The following is a 16424-nucleotide window of genomic DNA, read 5'->3' on the forward strand; positions in this document are numbered from 1 at the left end:
CAAAGGGTGCAAGTGCCGAGAGGCGCGGTCAAGGGGAGGGCGCGCTCCTAATTGTCCTTGACCAGGTTCATCACCGGATTGCCGTTGGCATCGGCCAGCCTGAGATTGTTACCGTCGATCGCGTAGGTCGCCACAACTGCCATCGCCGAGAAGAACGACGCTTCCTGCTGCATCATCGGTTCGGGGCAGGCCATGCGCGTCGAGGCGGGGGAGCCGAAGACGAGGCTGCCGCCGTTGATCGTCGCTTGTGCGAAATAGCTGTTGCAGCCGCCCTTGCCGCCCGCGCGACCATCTTCGGCAAGTGTCAGGGTGGTGCGGGTTTTCTCGTTGCTCGGGGTGCCCTTGATGTCGACCACGCGCCAGTTGGTGCCAATGAGCTGGGTGGTAGGGGTGCTGGCTGGTGGCATGGCGGCCTCCTTGCCGGGCAGGGGAGCGGGCTCGGCGCGGCCGACGAAATCCATGATGATCATGATCGGTTGCGCGGGCGCGAGCGGATCGACGCTGTATTGCGTGGTGTTGAGGAAGAGCAGCTTGCCTCCCGAGGTGATGCGGGCGCTCAGCGCGTAGGTGTGTTTGGGCTTGATGACCTTGTCGTCGAAATTGAGCGTGAAGGTCAGAGGCACCTGGCCGGGGCCGGATAGCCGGGCGGCAGCGTGGACGGTGGCCTTGGCGTCGGCCAGCGAGACATCGAGCAACTGGATTTCCAGGCTGGAATCGGGTGGCAGCGCGATGCGCTCGCGATAGGTCACTTCGCCGGTGATCGAGACCGGCGCGGCCAATGCCGTGGTGAGGGTGGCCAGCAGCATGCCGGCCGCTGCCAGGGTGAGTTTGATGCTTGTGCTCATCGTGCACTCCTGAGTTTGGCAGCGTCCATGTCCGCCGCCTCTAAAGGTGCCCCAGCGTGCTAGTTATGCAGGAATTGCTGCTATCTTGCGACGAACAAGCAGGAATTAAGTAAAGATCGGGTTCGCCCGTTCGACCCGATACGGCGTTTCGAAGAAGTATTCCTCGAGATTGTTGCCATCCCCGCCACGGTCGACCACCAGGAAATCGGAGACTTCATCGAGCGGCGTCAGCACGCCGTGCCAGGTGTTCATGGCGATGTTTACGCCCTGGCCGGACGCGGTGAGGAAGGCGCGGGGCATGCCGGGCGTGCCGCCATGATCGGGCGCCACGATGACGAGGAAGGGGCGGGGGGCAAGCGGGAAGAAAGCCTGGCTGCCGAAGGGGTGGCGCTCGACCATCCCGAGTTCAAGCGGCATGGCATAAGGCTGGCCGCGAAAGATCGAGATCAGCGGGCGCGCATGGGCGCCGCCAAGCTCGACCTTGGCCAGGTCATTGTAGCGTTCGGTCTTGCCCGAATTGATGAGGTAGTGCGTCGAGCCCTCTATGGAGATGACCTGTCCGAAAGGCGCGAAAGCGTCGCGGGTCAGGGGCTCGGTGGTGATAATAGTCATGGGCGATCCGTCCGTTAACAGCACGGCGAGTTAGCCGTGCTGCGCATCGGTGGTCAACCGCTGGCCTCGTGCACCATTCGGCTATCTCCGGGCGCCTCTTCGCGCCGATGCATGCCGTAGTCGCGCAGGACCGATGCCACGCGCAGGCGGTAATCGGCGAAGACGCCGCCTCGCCCCAGCGCCTGTGCTTCGCGGTGGGAGGCCATGTTGCGCCAGCGTGCGACGGCGGCCTCGTCCTGCCAGAAAGAGAGGGAGAGGATTTTGCCCGGCTCGCTCAGGCTCTCGAACCGCTCGATGGAGAGGAAGCCCTCCATCTCCATCAGTTCCGCCCGCAGACCGGCTGCCAGGGCAAGGTAGTCACCCTTGCGACCCTCGGCAGGCAGGACTTCGAAAATCACCGCGATCATCGCAATTCCCCATGCGGCGTGGACGCCAGTCGAAGGAATAACCGATCCTCCTTGAGGATGAAGCGCTCCTTTTGTGCGAAGGCGAAGTTTTCTCGGCCGAGCGGGTCGTCGCGAAGGCGCGCCCGGTACGCTTCGTAGGCAGCGAGGCTCTCGATGTTGTAGACGCCGTAGGCGATGGTGGCTGAACCCTCATGCGGCGCGTAATAGCCGATGAGATCGGCGCCGTTGCGCGGGATGGCCTGACCCCAGTTGCGTGCATATTGCTCGAAGCTGTCGCGCTTGTTCGGATCGATCTCGTAGCGGATGAAACAGGTGATCATCGTGGTGTTCCTTGTGATGCACCGCCAGTTCTAGCGCATTGCATGACGGGGATGCTTCGGTTAGCATCGAAGTATGAAAGACGGTCCTGTCATCGCAAACATCGCTGCGCTCCTGGGTGATCCGGCCCGGGCCAACATGCTGACGGCACTCATGGATGGCCGTGCGCTCACCGTCAGCGAGCTTGCCAATGCGGCCGGCGTGACGCTGCAGACGGCCAGCGGGCACCTCTCCAAGCTGGAGGCGGCCGGCCTCGTTGTCGCCGAGAAGCAGGGGCGGCATCGCTATTACCGACTATCGGGCGGCGATGTTGCGCAGGTGCTCGAAGGGTTGATGGGCCTGGCCCAGCGCACTGGCGCGGTCCGCGTGCGGACCGGCCCGCGCGATCCCGCGCTGCGGCAGGCGCGAGTTTGCTACGATCACCTTGCTGGTGAGCGGGGTGTGGAGCTTCTTGAGGCGCTGGCCGACGGACAATTGGTGGCAGATCGCGACAATCCGCTGCTGACCGAGAAGGGGCGGACATTCTTCGCCGAATTCGGCATCGATACTTCGGGGCTCGGCAAGGGCCGGCGACCGCTTTGCCGCGCGTGCCTCGACTGGAGCGAGCGGCGCCATCATCTTGGTGGAGCGCTTGGCGCGGCCATTCTCGACACGATGCTGGAGCGAGGCTGGGTGCGACGGGAAGAGGGGCGCGTGCTGGCTTTCAGCCAGGACGGGCTCAGCGCTTTCCGGAAATCGTTCGGGATCGCCTAGGTTTGCGGCGCGAGCAGCGCGACGAAATGCAGACTGCGATCGAATAGCCAGGTGAAGGGCGCGGGGTAGAGGTTCAGGGCCGCGACGCGACGGACTTCAAGCAGATTGGCGGCAGCGAAAGCGCGCTGCCATTCGGTTGGGGTCAGATAGTTGTAGGGCAAGCGCACATCGTGTCCGCGATTACCGACCCAATCCATGAAGCGCAGGGTTGTGCGGGCGCCGGTGCCCTGTACGAGGTGATCCTTGATCACCACGCCACGGTTTGCCACTCGTGCGGCCTCGCGCAGCACGGCTGCCGGATCGTCGGTGTGGTGCAGGACGTCAACGATCGTCACGTAGTCGAAGGCGTCATCCGGATAGGGCAGGGTGACGCCGTCATAGAGCGTGACCGGGATGAGCGTCTGCGGGCGGAGAAGCACGTCCACGCCTTCGACAGCAAGATCGGGGCGGAGAGTCATCAGCGCGTGGGCGATCGAGCCGTCGCCGGCTCCAAGATCCAGAACCTTACCGCCTGTCGGAATGATGCCTGCCAGATGCCGTGACAGCACCTCGACCCGCCGATTGAACACGGCGGCCTTGTGGACGGCATTGAGGGCTGCCTTAGCGCTCGCCAAAAGCCCAGACTTTCAGCACGAGAAAGTTCATGGCCGAAGTCAGCCCGATGACCAGCAGCGAGGCAAAGAGCGTCGGCAGGCCGATGATGCCGTAGGCGAGGAACGAGAACAGAGCCGCAAGCGAGAGGCCGACCAGTTGCACAGTCACGTAGCGGGGGAGGGCCTGGAGGTGCGGGGCGTCGGAATTGAACGAGAAGCGGCGGTGGAGCAAGTAGACCGGCAGGATGAAGGCCGCATAGCACAGCGCGCTCACAATCCAGTCGGCGAGCGGAAGGCCGGCGCCGACGGCGAGCGAGGACAGGCACACGAACGCCATGGCGGCCCCGCCGCCGATGGCGAGGAAGGTCAGCGCCTGCCAGAAGAGGCTGCGTTCGGCAATGTCATGATCCTGGTCACGGACCAAGCTTTCGAGCAGCACGCTCATGACTGTCCTCGTGGTAACATGGGACGATCATAAGCGCCCAACCCTGAACTTCAGGTGACTGAACGACCGGCCCGCCAGCTTCCCTGCGCCATGGTTGCCAAACCCTCAATTCACAATCCGGGCTAGTGAGGGGAAAGCTCAGCCCGATCCCCGGTCACCCCCAGGTGCCTCCTTGCATTCCGGCCCTCTTCGCGCCATTTCTGCGGTAAAGTTACTGAAAGGAGCCACGACTCATGACGCGCAAGCTCAAGGTGGATATCTTCACCGACGTCGTCTGCCCCTGGTGCCTGATCGGGTCGGTGAGGCTCGACAAGGCCATTGCCGAATTGCCCGAGGGCATCGAAGTGGAGGTGGAGAACCACCCGTTCTACCTCGATCCCAACGTCCCCGCCGAAGGCGTCGATGTCTGGCATATGCTCAAGACCAAGTACGGTCGCGATCCGGCGGAAATGTGGGCGCGTCCGCAGGAAGAGGCCAGGAAGTCGGGCGTCGATCTCGACCTGTCCCAGCAGCCGCGCATGTTCCGTACCGCCAAGGCGCACACCATTACCCGGCTTGCCAAATCGCGGGGCACTCAGCATGCTCTCGCCAATGCGATCGCCGACGCTTATTTCCTTGAGCACCGGCAGATCAATGACGATGCCGTCCTCGCCGATATCGCGGCCGAGCACGGCTTCGATCGGGAAGAGGCGCTGCGTCTGATGAACGATCCCCAAGAGCTCGAAACCACCGAGCATCTGGCGATTTCTGCCGCCCGACAGGGCATCAATGGCGTGCCTTTCTTCGTGTTCGACGGTAAATTCGCCATGTCCGGCGCCCAGCCCGAGGAAGTGTTCCAGCGGGCCTTCGCCGAACTGCTCAAGCCAGAGGTTGCCTCCCAGTGAAGTTCGTCCGCCGCATAGTCATCGCGCTCGTAGCGCTCGTTATCATCGCCTATGCGGCGGTCCTCGGTTACATCTACTTCAACCAGCGCGCGCTGCAGTACACCGCCACTGGCGAGATCACAGCGCTTGCCGATACCAAGATCAAGGGCGCCGAAGAGGTCACCATCCCCACCACCGACGGGGCCGTGGTCCATGGCTGGTACGCGCCGCCCGCCGAGGTCGGCAAGCCGGTCGTACTCTATTACAAGGGCAATAGCGGCTCGTTCTCCGAAGAGCATGAGCGCTTCGAAGCCTGGACTGCCGACGGCTACGGCTTCCTCGCCTTCGACTATCGCGGCTTCCCGCTCTCTCCGGGCGAAATCTCCCAGCAGCACATTCTCGACGATGCGACGGCTGCTTTCGATTGGCTCAAGGCCAAGGGCCAGCCGATCGTTATCTGGGGGCGCTCGCTCGGCACGGGCCCCGCCACCTATATCGCCAGCATCCGCGATGCCGATGCGCTGCTTCTCGAGACGCCGTTCCTCTCGGCGGTCAATGTCGCCTTCGAGCGCTATCCCTACCTGCCCGTCGGCCTGCTGATGTCCGACCAGTTCCCGGTCAACGAGTGGATCACCAAGGTCGATGAGCCGGTCTTCATCGCCCATGGCACCGCCGACCAGACCATCGACGTCACCAATGGCGAGCGGCTCTACCAGCTCGTGCCGCACAAATACGATCTCTGGATCGAGCCGGGTGCCGACCACGGCGATCTCTGGGCGCGTGGTATCTGGGGTCGGGCCAAGACCTTCTTCGAAGACGCCGAATACGCCGCCTCCAAGGTGGCTGCGGCCCGCTAGGCGGGAAAGACCAGCCGGGCTTCGAAGCCGTCCGGGCGGCCCGGTGCGGGCGAGGAGAGGCGTACCTCTCCACCAGTCTGCGCCATGATCGTTTCGGCAATGGCCAGGCCCAGTCCCGAGCCGCTGCTCGTCGTCTCGCCGCGCACGAAGCGCTGTTTGAGCCCTTCGAGCGTGGCCGGGTCGACGGTCCTGCCGCCATTGGTCACCGCCACCCAGTTCTCTCCGAGGGCCACGCGCACGGGCTCGTCCCGGCTGCCATGGGCAAGGGCGTTGTCGAGCAGATTGCGGAAGGCGATGCCGAAGGCATCGATGTCGATAGGCGCGAGCAGGCTCTCATTGGGCAGCGCTTCCAGCACGATCCGTCCGTCATTGCCCGCGCGACTGGCGCTGTCGCGGCAGAGCAGGCGAATGGCCGGCACAAGGTCAACCCGCGTTGCGCTCGCGGCCATGCCGGCATCGGCGCGGGCAAGCTGCAGCAGTTTTTCGGACAGCTCGCCAACGCGCTTGAGCGCCTCTTCCACCTGCCGTGCCCGCAGGGCCTCCGGCCTGCTGCCAAGTTCGGCGATGAGGCGTTGTGTCTGCGCTAGCGCCGCGGCTATGGGAGTGCGCAGTTCATGCGCGCTGTTGGCGGCAAACGCACGCTCCGCTTCTAGAGCTCCCCGCAATCGCGCAATAAGCTGGTCCGTCGCCTCGGCGATCGGCCTGAGGTCGGGCGGCAATTCGGCTGGTGCGAGCGGAGCCAGATTGGTCGCGCCGCGAATGCTCACCTCCTGGCTCAAAGCATGGAGCGGCGCCAGGCCGCGCCGCACGGCCAGCCCGATGCCGAGCGCCGAAAGCGGCACAAGCAGGGCCAGCGGCAGGAAGAGGGCGGTGGCGCTTTCCAGCAGAGATTTCTGCCTGTGCTCCAGGCCCTCGGCCACCTGGATCACGAATTCTCCGTCCCCGGTCCCCTCCGTATAGACGCGCAGGTTCTGTGCGGTCGCAAAGCCGGGCTCGATGGTTTCGGTCAACTGGCCGGTGGGGGCGTCGTGCGAGCGCAGCAGCAGCGCGCCCGCGCGATCGCGGATCTGGTAGACGATGTATTCGCCCGCACCCTCCCGCAGCAGTGGAATCTCGCCGCCGTCGTCGTCCGGACGATTGTCGTGCATAGCCTCGCGCAGCCCATGCATGGCCAGCGGCAGCAGGCGCTGCGCGGTCTCCTGCAGGCCCTTGTCGAAGGCGGCGTCGATCTCGCTGCGCAAAATGCCGATCGAGACTGCCGCTGCCACGATCCAGAGCAGCGCGGCGCCGATCGTAAGCGTCAGCACCAATCGTGCGGTAAGGCTCAGGCGCTTGCTCATCAGCGTTCCACCCGGTAGCCGATACCGCGCGCCGTGCGGATGAAATCGTGTCCCAGCTTCTTGCGCAGCCGGCTCACATAGACCTCCACCGCATTGCTTTCGATCTCGGCACCGAACTCGTAGAGCGTTTCCTCGATCTGGGCCTTGGAGACGGCAATGCCCGGGTGGCGCACCAACCGTTCGAGAATGGCCCATTCCCTTGCCGTGACTTCGATAGGCCTGCCGGCATTGGTCACCAGCCGATGCGCCTGGTCGATCTCGATCTCTCCAAAGGTGAGAAGTGGGTTTGGGTTGCCCGTGTAGCGCCGCGCCACTGCGGCCAGCCGAGCTGAAAGCTCGCTCAGGTCGAACGGCTTAACGATATAGTCGTCGGCTCCCGCATTGAGACCTTCGATGCGCGAAGAGACCTGGTCCATGGCGGTGAGGATGATGATCGGGGTGGCGTCTCCTCGCTTGCGCAGCCGACGCAGGAAGTCGAGGCCCTTGCCGTCCGGCAGGTTGAGATCGAGCAGCACGAGATCATAGGCCGTTGCCAGAGTTGCATTCTCGGCCTCGTCGAGGCGACGTACCCAGTCGGCGGCATAGCCTTCGGCGGCGATGTGATCGCGCACCGCGCCACCCAAGTCCCGGTCGTCTTCGACAAGCAAAACGCGCATTGGCCCCACCGCAAATCGAACCTGCCTAGCTGCCCAAGCTGACGCCAGCCTGAAGGGCAGGCGCGTGTGCCTTCAGCCTGGCGTCAGGCTCGGCCCGCATCGTCATCAGGCCAAGCAAGGCATTTTGACACAAGGAAATCTACCATGAAGAAGCTCGCTTTCGTCGCCGCAGCCCTCGCCGTGCTCACCGCAGCGCCCGCCTTTGCTGCTGACGCCTGCACCGTGCCGGCGGACAAGTGGCAGCCCGAAGATGCTCTCAAGAGCAAGCTCGAGGGCGAAGGCTGGACCGTGCGGCAGATCAAGAAGGACCAGGGGTGCTACGAAGCCTATGCCATGAAGGGCGATGGCTCGCGCATGGAAGCGCTGTTCGACCCGGCCACGCTCGCGCCGGTCAACGCCCCGGCGAACTGATGCCATGTCCGGGCTCGTCAAAGTCTGGGACCCGGTCGTGCGCCTCTTCCATTGGGGCCTGGCGCTGAGCTTTGCCATAGCTTGGCTCAGTGCCGATCACTCCAAGACGCTGCATCACTGGGCGGGCTATGCGGCCGGCGGTCTCATCGTGATGCGGCTGGTCTGGGGGGTGCTGGGCACGCGCTATGCCCGGTTCAGCCAGTTCGTCCGCCATCCAACGACGGTGCTGGCCTATCTGCGCGATATCGTGGTGGGGCGCGAGAGCCGCTATCTCGGCCACAACCCCGCCGGCGGGGCGATGATCGTAGCGCTGATCCTCACCATGGGCGCGCTGGCGCTCAGTGGCTGGCTGACGCAGACTGATCAGTTCTTCGGCGTCGGTTGGCTTGAGGATGGCCACAGGCTATTGGCCAAGCTGCTGCTGGTGCTGGTGGGCCTGCATCTGGCGGGCGTAGCCCTGGCGAGCCTGCGCCATCGCGAGAACCTGCCCTTGGCCATGATTACCGGCTGGAAGCGCGAGACCGGGCCAGAAGACGTCGCGTAATTCGGCAACGCAGACAAATGCAGGACGCCGCCCCGGAAGGGACGGCGTCCTGAATTCATTTCAGCTCTCGATGATTACGAGGCGCGACGCTGGGTCGAGGAAGCGACACCGCTCTCACGCTGGGCGCGCTTGCGGGCCAGCTTGCGGGCGCGACGCACGGCCTCAGCCTTCTGGCGCGCCTTCTTCTCGGAGGGCTTCTCATAATAGTTGCGAAGCTTCATCTCACGGAAAACGCCTTCCCGCTGCAGCTTCTTCTTCAGCGCACGGAGCGCCTGATCGACATTGTTATCGCGGACAACTACTTGCAAGCGTAACCGCCTTCCAGAATTCTCGTCAGTGTTTGATGTGAAGCGCGAAAGCCAAATGACGCTCGCGCCGACCAGCCGGGCCGGTCAACCGTGGATGGCGGTATAGTCCAAGCCCGGCAGCTTGTCCACTGCTCAATCCGCACAAATTGCTTATTTCGCGCCGGTTTTCAGGCCGATCCGGTTGATATGGCCCATCTTGCGACCGGGTCGGGCCTCGATCTTTCCATAAAGATGGGGGCGCACGCCCGGTCCGAGAAGGTCGACGATGGAATCGGCCTCGTGGCCGATAAGGTTTTCCATCACCACGTCGGCCGTGCGCGTTACGTCGCCAAGCGGCCAGTTGACCACGGCGCGGATATGCTGCTCGAACTGGTCGGTGACGCAGACCGCCTCGGTCCAGTGCCCCGAATTGTGGACGCGCGGCGCGATTTCGTTGACCAGCAGGTCCTCGCCGCCCGGCAGTACGAAGAACTCGATGCCCATCACGCCCACATAATCGAGCGCCTCGACGATCCTCTGCGCCGCTTGGCCGGCCTTTGCCGCCAAGGTGGGCGAGATATTGCCGGGTACGGTCGAGGTCTTGAGGATGTGGTCGCGGTGGACGTTCTCGGAGGGCTCGAAGTGCCGCGTCTCGCCTTGCGCGTTGCGTGCGGCGATGACCGAGATTTCCTTGTCGAACGCGATAAACCCTTCGAGCACCAGCGGTTTGGGCTCGAGCGCGTCGAACGCAGCGGCAGCTTCGTTGATCGAGCGGATGATGCGCTGGCCCTTGCCGTCATAGCCGAGTCGCGTGGTCTTGAGCACGGCGGGCGTGCCCAGTTCGGCGAGCGCCGCCTCCAGGTCGTCGAGCGAATAGACCGGGCGATAGGGCGCCACCGGCACGCCGCTTTCCGAGAGAAAGCCCTTCTCCTCCAGTCGATCCTGCGACACGGCCAATGCTCGGGCGCCGGGGCGTAACGGCTTGCGGGCCGCGATGAATTCGGCGGTGCGGGCGGGCACGTTCTCGAACTCGTAGGTCACGACATCGACGGCATCGGCGAAGGCGGCAAGCGCCGATTCGTCGTCATAGGCGGCGATTGTCCTGTGGGGCGTGACCTCGAAGGCAGGGCTGGCGACGTCCGGGCAGAAGATATGGCTCTTCATGCCGAGCCTGGCTGCGGCCAGTGCCAGCATGCGGCCGAGCTGCCCGCCGCCCAGGATGCCGATGGTGCTGCCGGGCGGCAAAGGATCAGTCATGGTCGTCGTCTTGTGGGAAGAGGGGAACGGCGCCCGATTGTTCGCGCCGGAAGCGTTCGAGCGCGGCGTCGATCTCGGAATCGGAAAGGGCGAGAACGGCCGCCGCCAGGAGCGCAGCGTTGATGGCACCCGGCTCGCCGATGGCAAGCGTGCCCACCGGGATCCCGCCCGGCATCTGCACGATCGAGAGCAGGCTGTCCTGGCCCGAAAGGGCCTTGGAGCGTACCGGCACGCCGAAGACGGGGAGGGTGGTCATGGAGGCGATCATGCCCGGCAGATGGGCGGCCCCGCCGGCGCCGGCGATGATGACCTTGAAGCCATCGGCCTTGGCGCTCTTGGCGAACTCGACCATGCGGTCGGGGGTGCGATGGGCGGAAACGATCCGCGCTTCGTATTCGATCTTGAGGTTGTCGAGGATCTCGGCGGCATGCCGCATGGTGGGCCAATCGGACTGGCTGCCCATGACTATGGCGACAAGCGGCGTGGTCAGCATATGGCCCGATCCCCCTGCAAAAGGCGCGTTTAGCTCAAAAGGTCGTGAGGTGCAAGGCAGCCGCTCACGCGATGATATCGGGTATCAGGATGGTTTCGAGCTGCACGATACGGTCCTTGAGCGCCAGTTTGCGCTTCTTGAGCCGCTGGATGAGCATGCGGTCCGCAAGTTGGGAAGCGGCCAATGTCGCAATGGCGGCATCCAGATCCGCGTGTTCCTGGCGCTTGGTTGCCAGTTCGAGGCCGAGAGCGGCTTCCTGTTCCTTGGTCAAAGGCAGCATAGGGGCGCGCGACTTCTTTGTGCTTATGAACGCCTGATCTTGGTTAGCTGATCGCGAAAGATTTTGCACGGGGTTTCCCGGCGACCCCTTCGGCGGAGTCGACAAGACGTGAATTATTTGTGACGATCAGGTGTTCGACCAAGCTTAAAGGAGTTGTTATGACGACTGAAGGCCACATCGCCGCTCTCGAGCGGCGGCACCGGGAGCTCGATCTCAAGATCGAAACCGAGATGCAGAGCACCCGAAAGGACGATCTCTATATTTCGGCGCTGAAGCGCAAGAAGCTCGAGGTGAAGGACGAACTCGCCAAACTCTCCAGCGTCAGCGCCTGATTGGCGCCAAACGATTTGAAGTTGTGGGAGAAGGCCGCGGTTTCGCGGCCTTTTTTGTTGCCCGATGGCGTCTAGGCCATCAGCCCGGTCGCTCCGTCATAGATGAGCTTGAGCGCCAGGAGGAACACGAGGCCATAGGCGATCTGGTAGAAGAAGCGCGCCGAAATCCGCCGAACGAGATAGACGCCAATCAGCACGCCCGCGATGGCCACCGGCGCCAGGAGCGCGGCCAGTTCGAGATTGCTCACCGATAGCTGGCCGAGGAAATAATAGGGCACGAGCTTGCTGGAATTGACGATGGCGAAGAAGAAGGCCGACGTGCCCGAATAGAGGGCCGGCGAGAGCTTTTGCGGCAGCACGTAGATCTGGAACGGCGGCCCGCCCGTATGGCTGACGAAGCTGGTGAAGCCGGCAAACCCGCCCCAGAACCGCCCCCAGTTCTTGGATGGCGAAGACATGCCGACCAAAGCTTTCCGGATGGGGAAGACCGCGTCGATGATGAAGAGCACCGTGATGATGCCGACGAAAAGCAGCACCAGTGCGTCCGATACGAACGACCACAGCACCCAGCCGATCAGTGTGCCGACCATGGCGCCGGGTAGCATGATCTTGAGAATGTTCCAGTCGCATTCCTTGCGGTAGGACCAGACGGCGATGACATCCATCACCAGCAGCACCGGCAGCATCATGCCGGCGGCGTCGCGCGCGGGCATGACGAGGCTTAGTAGCGGCACACCGACCACGCCCAGGCTGCCCAGCAGGCCCGCCTTGGAGAGCGCAACGAGGAAGACCGCGATCACGCAGATCGTGAGGAAGTAGGGATCATACATAGGCGGGAAAGCCAAGCCGGAAGGAAGCGCTATCTCGAACCCGCCGAGGACGCCTTGTCAATATCGTCGGGCGCGCTCTCCGCTTCCGGAGCGTCCTCTTCCTCGCCTTCGCGGCGCGCCATGTCGGCCTCGAGCACGTCGCCGAGCATTTCCACGGATTGGCGCACGAAGCCGATATAGGCGTCCTCATCGTCACGCAGGGCGTAGCTGTCGCGCAGCATGCGCAGATCGTGCTCGGCGAAGGATTGCGCCAGCCGCTCGGCATGGCCGCGCTCATAGCCCAGCTCCACCAGCGCGTCGGTGGCGAGCTGGATGGCCGAGCGAAAGGTCTCACGCTCGAAGAGGTGCACGCCCAGATCCATGAGCTTGTGCGCATGGGCGCGGTCGATGGCGCGGGCCGCGACCTTGACGTGCGGATAGTGCCGCCGAAGCATGCCGACGATGTTGAGGATGCGCTCGCCGCCCGGCACCGCAACGATGATCATCTGGGCATGGGCGGCGTCGGCCGCATCGAGCAGGTCGAGGCGCGAGCCGTCGCCGTAGAAGACCTTGACCCCGAACCGCTTCATCAGTGCGATCTGGGCCGGGTCGTCGTCGATCAGCGTCATCTCGAAGCCCTGCGACTTGAGCAGGCGGGTCACGATCTGCCCGAAGCGGCCATAGCCGAGCACGATCACCTTCTGGCCGGCCTCGAAGCTCTCGTCGGGGTGCGGATTGCTTGGCGCAGCGTGAAGGCGCGGGGCGATGAAGCGGTCGAAAGCGAAGAGCAGGAGCGGGGTAGTGGCCATGGAGAGCGCCACGATAAGGCTCAAAACCTCGTAGTCGTGCTGGCCGATGCCGCCGGCAACCACGCCACTCTGAAGCACGACGAAGGCGAATTCGCTGGCCTGGCTCAGGAGGATCGCGAAGAGGATGCGGTCGGCCGCATGCAGGCGGAAGATCGTGCCGAGCCCGAAGAGCACGACGATCTTGATGCCGATCAGCCCCAAGAGAATCGCGATGATGGTGCCGGGGGCGTCGAGGAACACCGAGAACGTGATCGACATGCCGACCGAGATGAAGAAGAGCCCGAGAAGCAAGCCTTTGAACGGCTCGAGGTTGATCTGCAGTTCGTGCCGATACTCACTGTCCGCCAGCAGAACGCCGCCCAGGAATGCGCCGAGCGCGGGCGAGAGGCCGATCGATTGGGTCAGGAGCGAGGCGCCGATGACGAGGGCAAGGGCGAGCGCCGTGAAGACTTCGCGCACATGGGCGCGCGCCACGAAATAGATAAGCGGTCGCACGATGAAGCGGGCGCCGAGGAGGGCGCCTGCGAAGGCGACGATGGTGAGGAGCGGGGTTACCCAGTCGAGCGGGTTGTCGATCGCGTCCATGGCACCGGCAAGATCGGTGCGGATGATGGCCGAAGGGGCGCCGCTGAGTGCGGCCAGGATCGGAATGGCTGCGAGGATCGGGATCACCGCCATATCCTGCACCAGCAGCACGACGAGGCTGGCACGGCCGGTATCGGTCTTGGTGATCTCGCGCTGCGCGATCGACTGCATGGCGATGGCGGTCGAGGAGAGCGAGAGGGCAAGGCCGATGGTGGCGGCGATGGGCCAGTCGGTACCGCTCAGCCGAAAAAGGCCGGCGATCAGCGCCGCGGTCAGGATGACCTGCGGGATACCCATGCCCAGCACCTTGTTGCGCAGCCGCCAGAGTTCGGAGGGCTGCACTTCCAGGCCGATGAGGAACAGCATCATCACCACGCCGAATTCGGCGACGTTGGAGATGATGTCGGTGTCGGAGATGAGCTTGAGCCCGTATGGGCCGATCAGGATGCCTGCGGCGAGGTAGCCGAGGATCGTGCCGGTGCCGGTCCATTTGGCCAGCGGCACCAGGGCGACGGTCGCCGCCAGCAGCACGAAGATGACCAGGAGGAGATTGCCTTCCAAGGATTGCTCCTCCTGACCGAAGCGGCCCGTGGCCGCGTGAGTTTACTCTTCGTCGCTATCGGACTTGAGCGACTTGAGCTTGGCGAAGACCGAATCCGCGTCGAACTCTTCCTGGTCGCGCACGTCGCCCGGTTCGTTCTCGTCGTTCTCGGGGGCAAGGCTGGTGCGGTTGGCGCTGGCCAGTGCCTCTTCGGCGGTGAGCAGCATCGTGCCCTGGTGTTCTTCCTCCATCGGCAGCCCGCTGCCCTTGGCGGCGCGCTTGACCTCGAGGTCGAGCTCGATCTGGGAGGTCAGGCCCAGGGTCACCGGGTCCATCGGGGTCAGGTTCGCCGAGTTCCAGTGCGTGCCGTCACGCACCGCGTCGATGGTCGACTTGGTGGTGCCGACAAGGCGCATGATCTGGGCGTCCTTGAGTTCGGGATGGTTGCGCACCAGCCACTTGATGGCGTTGGGGCGCTCGTTGCGGCGCGAAATCGGGGTGTAGCGCGGACCCTTGCGCTTGGCGGCAGCGACGCGGACCTTGGGTTCGGAAATCTTCAGCCGATAGCTCGGATCGGCCTCGGCCTTCTCGATTTCCTCACGCGTCAGCTGGCCGTTCTGGATCGGGTTCACGCCCATGATGCCGCCCGCTACGTCACCGTCGGCGATGCCTTGCACTTCCAGCGGATGAAGTCCGCAGAAGGCGGCGATCTGCTCGAACGACAAGGCAGTGTTGTCGACCAGCCAAACGGCGGTTGCCTTGGGCATCAGCAGGGTAGTGGCCATAGCAAAATCTCTCTGTTGGCGCGGCCCAGCTTCATCTGGCCCGCTCCGCCTCTTGCTTTTTGCTGAGGGGAATAGACCTAAATATACGGATTAGGTCAGCCTTCTGCAACGGAATTGTCGTTAATAAACCGCTCACCGAACGCGGTGATCAGCACGATCTTGCCGTAGGAGGCGCGGTCTTCCATGGCGCGGTGCGCATTGGCCGCCTGCGCCAGCGGCAACGTCGAAAGCCGCGGGCGCACAACGTTTCCAGCAGCGAAGGCCGGCCAGACATTGCGCCTAAGGCTTGCTGCGATTTCCGCCTTGGTCGCGTCGGATTGCGGGCGCAGCACCGATCCCAATATCGTGAGTTGCCTGCCCAAAAGTTGTGGAAGCGAGATTTGCGCGTTCACATCGGAAAGCGAAGCGAGCTGCAGGATCGTGCCGCCGCGCGCCGCCGCCTCAATGTTGCGCGCCAGCATGTCGCCGCCCGCAAAGCTCACGATGCGATCGGCGCCCTTGCCGCCGGTTAGCGCGCGCGTGCGTTCGACGAAATTTTCGTCGCGATGGATGATCACTGCCTCGACGCCCAGCCGTCCGCGTAGATATTCGGCCTTCTCCCGAGTCGAGACCACGCCGATCGGCCGTGCCCCGGCAATCTGGCTGCGCGCGATCGCCGCCGTGCCGATGCCGCCCGCCGCGCCGTGCACCAGCACGTCCTGCCCCTCGACCAGCCCGGCACGCATCGCCAACGTCTGCTCGATGGTAAACCAGGTCTCGGCCAACGCGCCCGCCCAGATCATGTCGACGCGCTCGGGAATCGGCAGGACCTGACCGGCGGGTACGGCCACGTATTCGGCATAGCCACCGCCATTGCAGAGTGCGAGTACCGGTTCGCCCAAGGTGAAGCCCTCTACTCCCTCCCCAACCGCGACCACCTCACCGGACACTTCGAGGCCTGGGCGCGGCGAGTGCCAGGAGGGCGGGTCGTAGCGGCCCATGCGCTGGAGGACGTCGGGGTAGTTGACCCCCGCTGCCGCCGCGCGGATCAGGATTTCGCCCGGTCGTAGTTCGGGCAGGGGCGTTTCGACTGGCACCAACCCATCCGGGCCTCCGGGGGCGACGATATCGATGGCGAGCATTCTGGCGGGGAGCGTCATGGCCTGAGGGTGGCGCGAAGGCGGTTGCCGGGCAAGGCCGTTAGGCTAAAATCCCGCCCGCAAAAGACAAAGGAGCGGCGAAATGGATGAGGAAGAGGTTCGCAAGACCCCGTCGACCCACGAAGTGGGCATGGTCCTCGACGCGATATCCGAAGAGGAATTGCAGAGCAGGATAGGCCTGCTCGAAAGGGAAATCGCGCGGCTCAAGGCGGCTATCGAGGCTCGCCGCAAGACGCGCTCGGATGCCGAAAACTTCTTCAAGTTTTAGCCTTTCGGCGGCGTGAACAGGCAAGGTTAAGAAAAAGAGTCAAATTAACCTTCAATTAAGAGGTTCGGGGTAACCTCACGTTATCCAGTCCTTTCTGGATTTTTCAGAGTGGTTTCCCCCTCTGTTTGACGCCTCCCTGTTAACTTTCGAGAGCCGCCATCTGACGGCTCTTTTTCTTTTGGGCGGTTGCAATTT

Annotated in this window: 23 protein-coding genes; 7 read left to right on the plus strand and 16 right to left on the minus strand. The window is 63.9% G+C overall.

Annotated elements, in window-relative coordinates:
• Window positions 1-47: 47 nt before the first annotated feature.
• The 4 genes from JNE37_RS13615 to JNE37_RS13630 form a co-directional block, all read right to left on the minus strand.
• The gene (locus tag JNE37_RS13615) at window positions 48-845 is read right to left on the minus strand and encodes an META domain-containing protein (protein WP_203063286.1); all 798 of its coding nucleotides are present in this window, start codon (window positions 843-845) and stop codon (window positions 48-50) included.
• 105 nt (window positions 846-950) lie between these two features.
• Window positions 951-1457: an ureidoglycolate lyase gene (locus tag JNE37_RS13620; RefSeq protein WP_203063288.1), complete on the minus strand. Its 507-nt coding sequence runs from the start codon at window positions 1455-1457 to the stop codon at window positions 951-953.
• Between the two features lie 53 nt (window positions 1458-1510).
• Window positions 1511-1864: an antibiotic biosynthesis monooxygenase family protein gene (locus tag JNE37_RS13625; protein WP_035028609.1), complete on the minus strand. Its 354-nt coding sequence runs from the start codon at window positions 1862-1864 to the stop codon at window positions 1511-1513.
• Complete coding sequence (locus tag JNE37_RS13630; RefSeq protein WP_203063290.1) at window positions 1861-2184, minus strand: NIPSNAP family protein; 324 nt, start codon at window positions 2182-2184, stop codon at window positions 1861-1863. The genes JNE37_RS13625 and JNE37_RS13630 overlap by 4 nt, the downstream gene beginning before the upstream one ends.
• Before the next feature lie 73 nt (window positions 2185-2257).
• Here JNE37_RS13630 and JNE37_RS13635 point away from each other — a divergent pair, with 73 nt between their 5' ends.
• Window positions 2258-2935 carry an ArsR/SmtB family transcription factor gene (locus JNE37_RS13635; protein ID WP_203063292.1) on the plus strand — a complete coding sequence of 226 codons (678 nt, stop codon included), beginning with the start codon at window positions 2258-2260 and terminating at the stop codon, window positions 2933-2935.
• On the opposite strand, the gene JNE37_RS13640 is transcribed toward JNE37_RS13635, so the two are convergent.
• Both JNE37_RS13640 and JNE37_RS13645 read right to left on the minus strand, forming a co-directional pair.
• Window positions 2932-3549, minus strand: coding sequence for a class I SAM-dependent methyltransferase (locus tag JNE37_RS13640; RefSeq protein ID WP_203063294.1), 618 nt, complete (start codon window positions 3547-3549; stop codon window positions 2932-2934). The genes JNE37_RS13635 and JNE37_RS13640 overlap by 4 nt on opposite strands.
• Window positions 3536-3973, minus strand: coding sequence for a GtrA family protein (locus tag JNE37_RS13645; RefSeq protein ID WP_203063296.1), 438 nt, complete (start codon window positions 3971-3973; stop codon window positions 3536-3538). Before JNE37_RS13645 ends, JNE37_RS13640 begins: the two co-directional genes overlap by 14 nt.
• Before the next feature lie 233 nt (window positions 3974-4206).
• Here JNE37_RS13645 and JNE37_RS13650 point away from each other — a divergent pair, with 233 nt between their 5' ends.
• Both JNE37_RS13650 and JNE37_RS13655 read left to right on the plus strand, forming a co-directional pair.
• A complete protein-coding gene (locus JNE37_RS13650) occupies window positions 4207-4857 on the plus strand; it encodes a DsbA family oxidoreductase (protein WP_203063298.1) in 651 nt (216 codons plus the stop codon).
• A complete protein-coding gene (locus JNE37_RS13655; protein WP_052014939.1) occupies window positions 4854-5693 on the plus strand; it encodes an alpha/beta hydrolase in 840 nt (279 codons plus the stop codon). The genes JNE37_RS13650 and JNE37_RS13655 overlap by 4 nt, the downstream gene beginning before the upstream one ends.
• On the opposite strand, the gene JNE37_RS13660 is transcribed toward JNE37_RS13655, so the two are convergent.
• Window positions 5690-7033 (minus strand): ATP-binding protein, encoded by a 1344-nt coding sequence (locus JNE37_RS13660; RefSeq protein WP_203063300.1) that lies wholly within the window; start codon window positions 7031-7033, stop codon window positions 5690-5692. The two genes, JNE37_RS13655 and JNE37_RS13660, sit on opposite strands and share 4 nt — an antisense overlap.
• A complete protein-coding gene (locus JNE37_RS13665) occupies window positions 7033-7689 on the minus strand; it encodes a response regulator transcription factor (protein ID WP_203063302.1) in 657 nt (218 codons plus the stop codon). The genes JNE37_RS13660 and JNE37_RS13665 overlap by 1 nt, the downstream gene beginning before the upstream one ends.
• A gap of 144 nt (window positions 7690-7833) precedes the next feature.
• On the opposite strand from JNE37_RS13665, the gene JNE37_RS13670 reads away from it, so the two are divergent.
• Entirely contained in the window at window positions 7834-8100 is a 267-nt protein-coding gene (locus JNE37_RS13670; RefSeq protein WP_035092230.1) for a PepSY domain-containing protein, read from the plus strand.
• A 4-nt stretch (window positions 8101-8104) separates the two neighbouring features.
• Entirely contained in the window at window positions 8105-8644 is a 540-nt protein-coding gene (locus JNE37_RS13675) for a cytochrome b/b6 domain-containing protein (protein ID WP_203063304.1), read from the plus strand.
• A gap of 74 nt (window positions 8645-8718) precedes the next feature.
• Here JNE37_RS13675 and rpsU read toward each other — a convergent pair whose 3' ends face one another.
• The 4 genes from rpsU to JNE37_RS13695 form a co-directional block, all read right to left on the minus strand.
• Window positions 8719-8952 (minus strand): 30S ribosomal protein S21, encoded by a 234-nt coding sequence (rpsU, locus tag JNE37_RS13680; RefSeq protein WP_035028582.1) that lies wholly within the window; start codon window positions 8950-8952, stop codon window positions 8719-8721.
• A gap of 150 nt (window positions 8953-9102) precedes the next feature.
• Complete coding sequence (locus JNE37_RS13685; RefSeq protein ID WP_203063306.1) at window positions 9103-10188, minus strand: 5-(carboxyamino)imidazole ribonucleotide synthase; 1086 nt, start codon at window positions 10186-10188, stop codon at window positions 9103-9105.
• Window positions 10181-10681, minus strand: a complete 501-nt coding sequence (purE, locus tag JNE37_RS13690) for a 5-(carboxyamino)imidazole ribonucleotide mutase (protein ID WP_035028569.1) — start codon at window positions 10679-10681, stop codon at window positions 10181-10183. Before purE ends, JNE37_RS13685 begins: the two co-directional genes overlap by 8 nt.
• A gap of 64 nt (window positions 10682-10745) precedes the next feature.
• Window positions 10746-10961: a YdcH family protein gene (locus JNE37_RS13695; protein WP_182399567.1), complete on the minus strand. Its 216-nt coding sequence runs from the start codon at window positions 10959-10961 to the stop codon at window positions 10746-10748.
• A gap of 158 nt (window positions 10962-11119) precedes the next feature.
• Between JNE37_RS13695 and JNE37_RS13700 the strand changes: the two genes are divergently transcribed.
• The gene (locus tag JNE37_RS13700) at window positions 11120-11293 is read left to right on the plus strand and encodes a YdcH family protein (protein ID WP_081840357.1); all 174 of its coding nucleotides are present in this window, start codon (window positions 11120-11122) and stop codon (window positions 11291-11293) included.
• A 71-nt stretch (window positions 11294-11364) separates the two neighbouring features.
• On the opposite strand, the gene JNE37_RS13705 is transcribed toward JNE37_RS13700, so the two are convergent.
• From JNE37_RS13705 to JNE37_RS13720, 4 genes are all read right to left on the minus strand, one after another.
• Window positions 11365-12123 carry a sulfite exporter TauE/SafE family protein gene (locus tag JNE37_RS13705; RefSeq protein WP_203063308.1) on the minus strand — a complete coding sequence of 253 codons (759 nt, stop codon included), beginning with the start codon at window positions 12121-12123 and terminating at the stop codon, window positions 11365-11367.
• 29 nt (window positions 12124-12152) lie between these two features.
• On the minus strand, window positions 12153-14057 hold the full coding sequence (locus JNE37_RS13710) for a monovalent cation:proton antiporter-2 (CPA2) family protein (RefSeq protein WP_203063309.1): 1905 nt from the start codon (window positions 14055-14057) through the stop codon (window positions 12153-12155).
• A gap of 42 nt (window positions 14058-14099) precedes the next feature.
• On the minus strand, window positions 14100-14822 hold the full coding sequence (locus tag JNE37_RS13715) for a DUF1013 domain-containing protein (protein ID WP_035028564.1): 723 nt from the start codon (window positions 14820-14822) through the stop codon (window positions 14100-14102).
• Window positions 14823-14917: 95 nt separating this feature from the next.
• A complete protein-coding gene (locus JNE37_RS13720) occupies window positions 14918-15943 on the minus strand; it encodes an NAD(P)H-quinone oxidoreductase (RefSeq protein WP_246513266.1) in 1026 nt (341 codons plus the stop codon).
• Between the two features lie 100 nt (window positions 15944-16043).
• Here JNE37_RS13720 and JNE37_RS13725 point away from each other — a divergent pair, with 100 nt between their 5' ends.
• Complete coding sequence (locus JNE37_RS13725; protein ID WP_035028561.1) at window positions 16044-16229, plus strand: DUF1192 domain-containing protein; 186 nt, start codon at window positions 16044-16046, stop codon at window positions 16227-16229.
• Window positions 16230-16424: the final 195 nt, after the last annotated feature.

Origin of the sequence: Paradevosia shaoguanensis (assembly GCF_016801025.1) — a bacterium.
Lineage (GTDB): Bacteria > Pseudomonadota > Alphaproteobacteria > Rhizobiales > Devosiaceae > Paradevosia > Paradevosia shaoguanensis.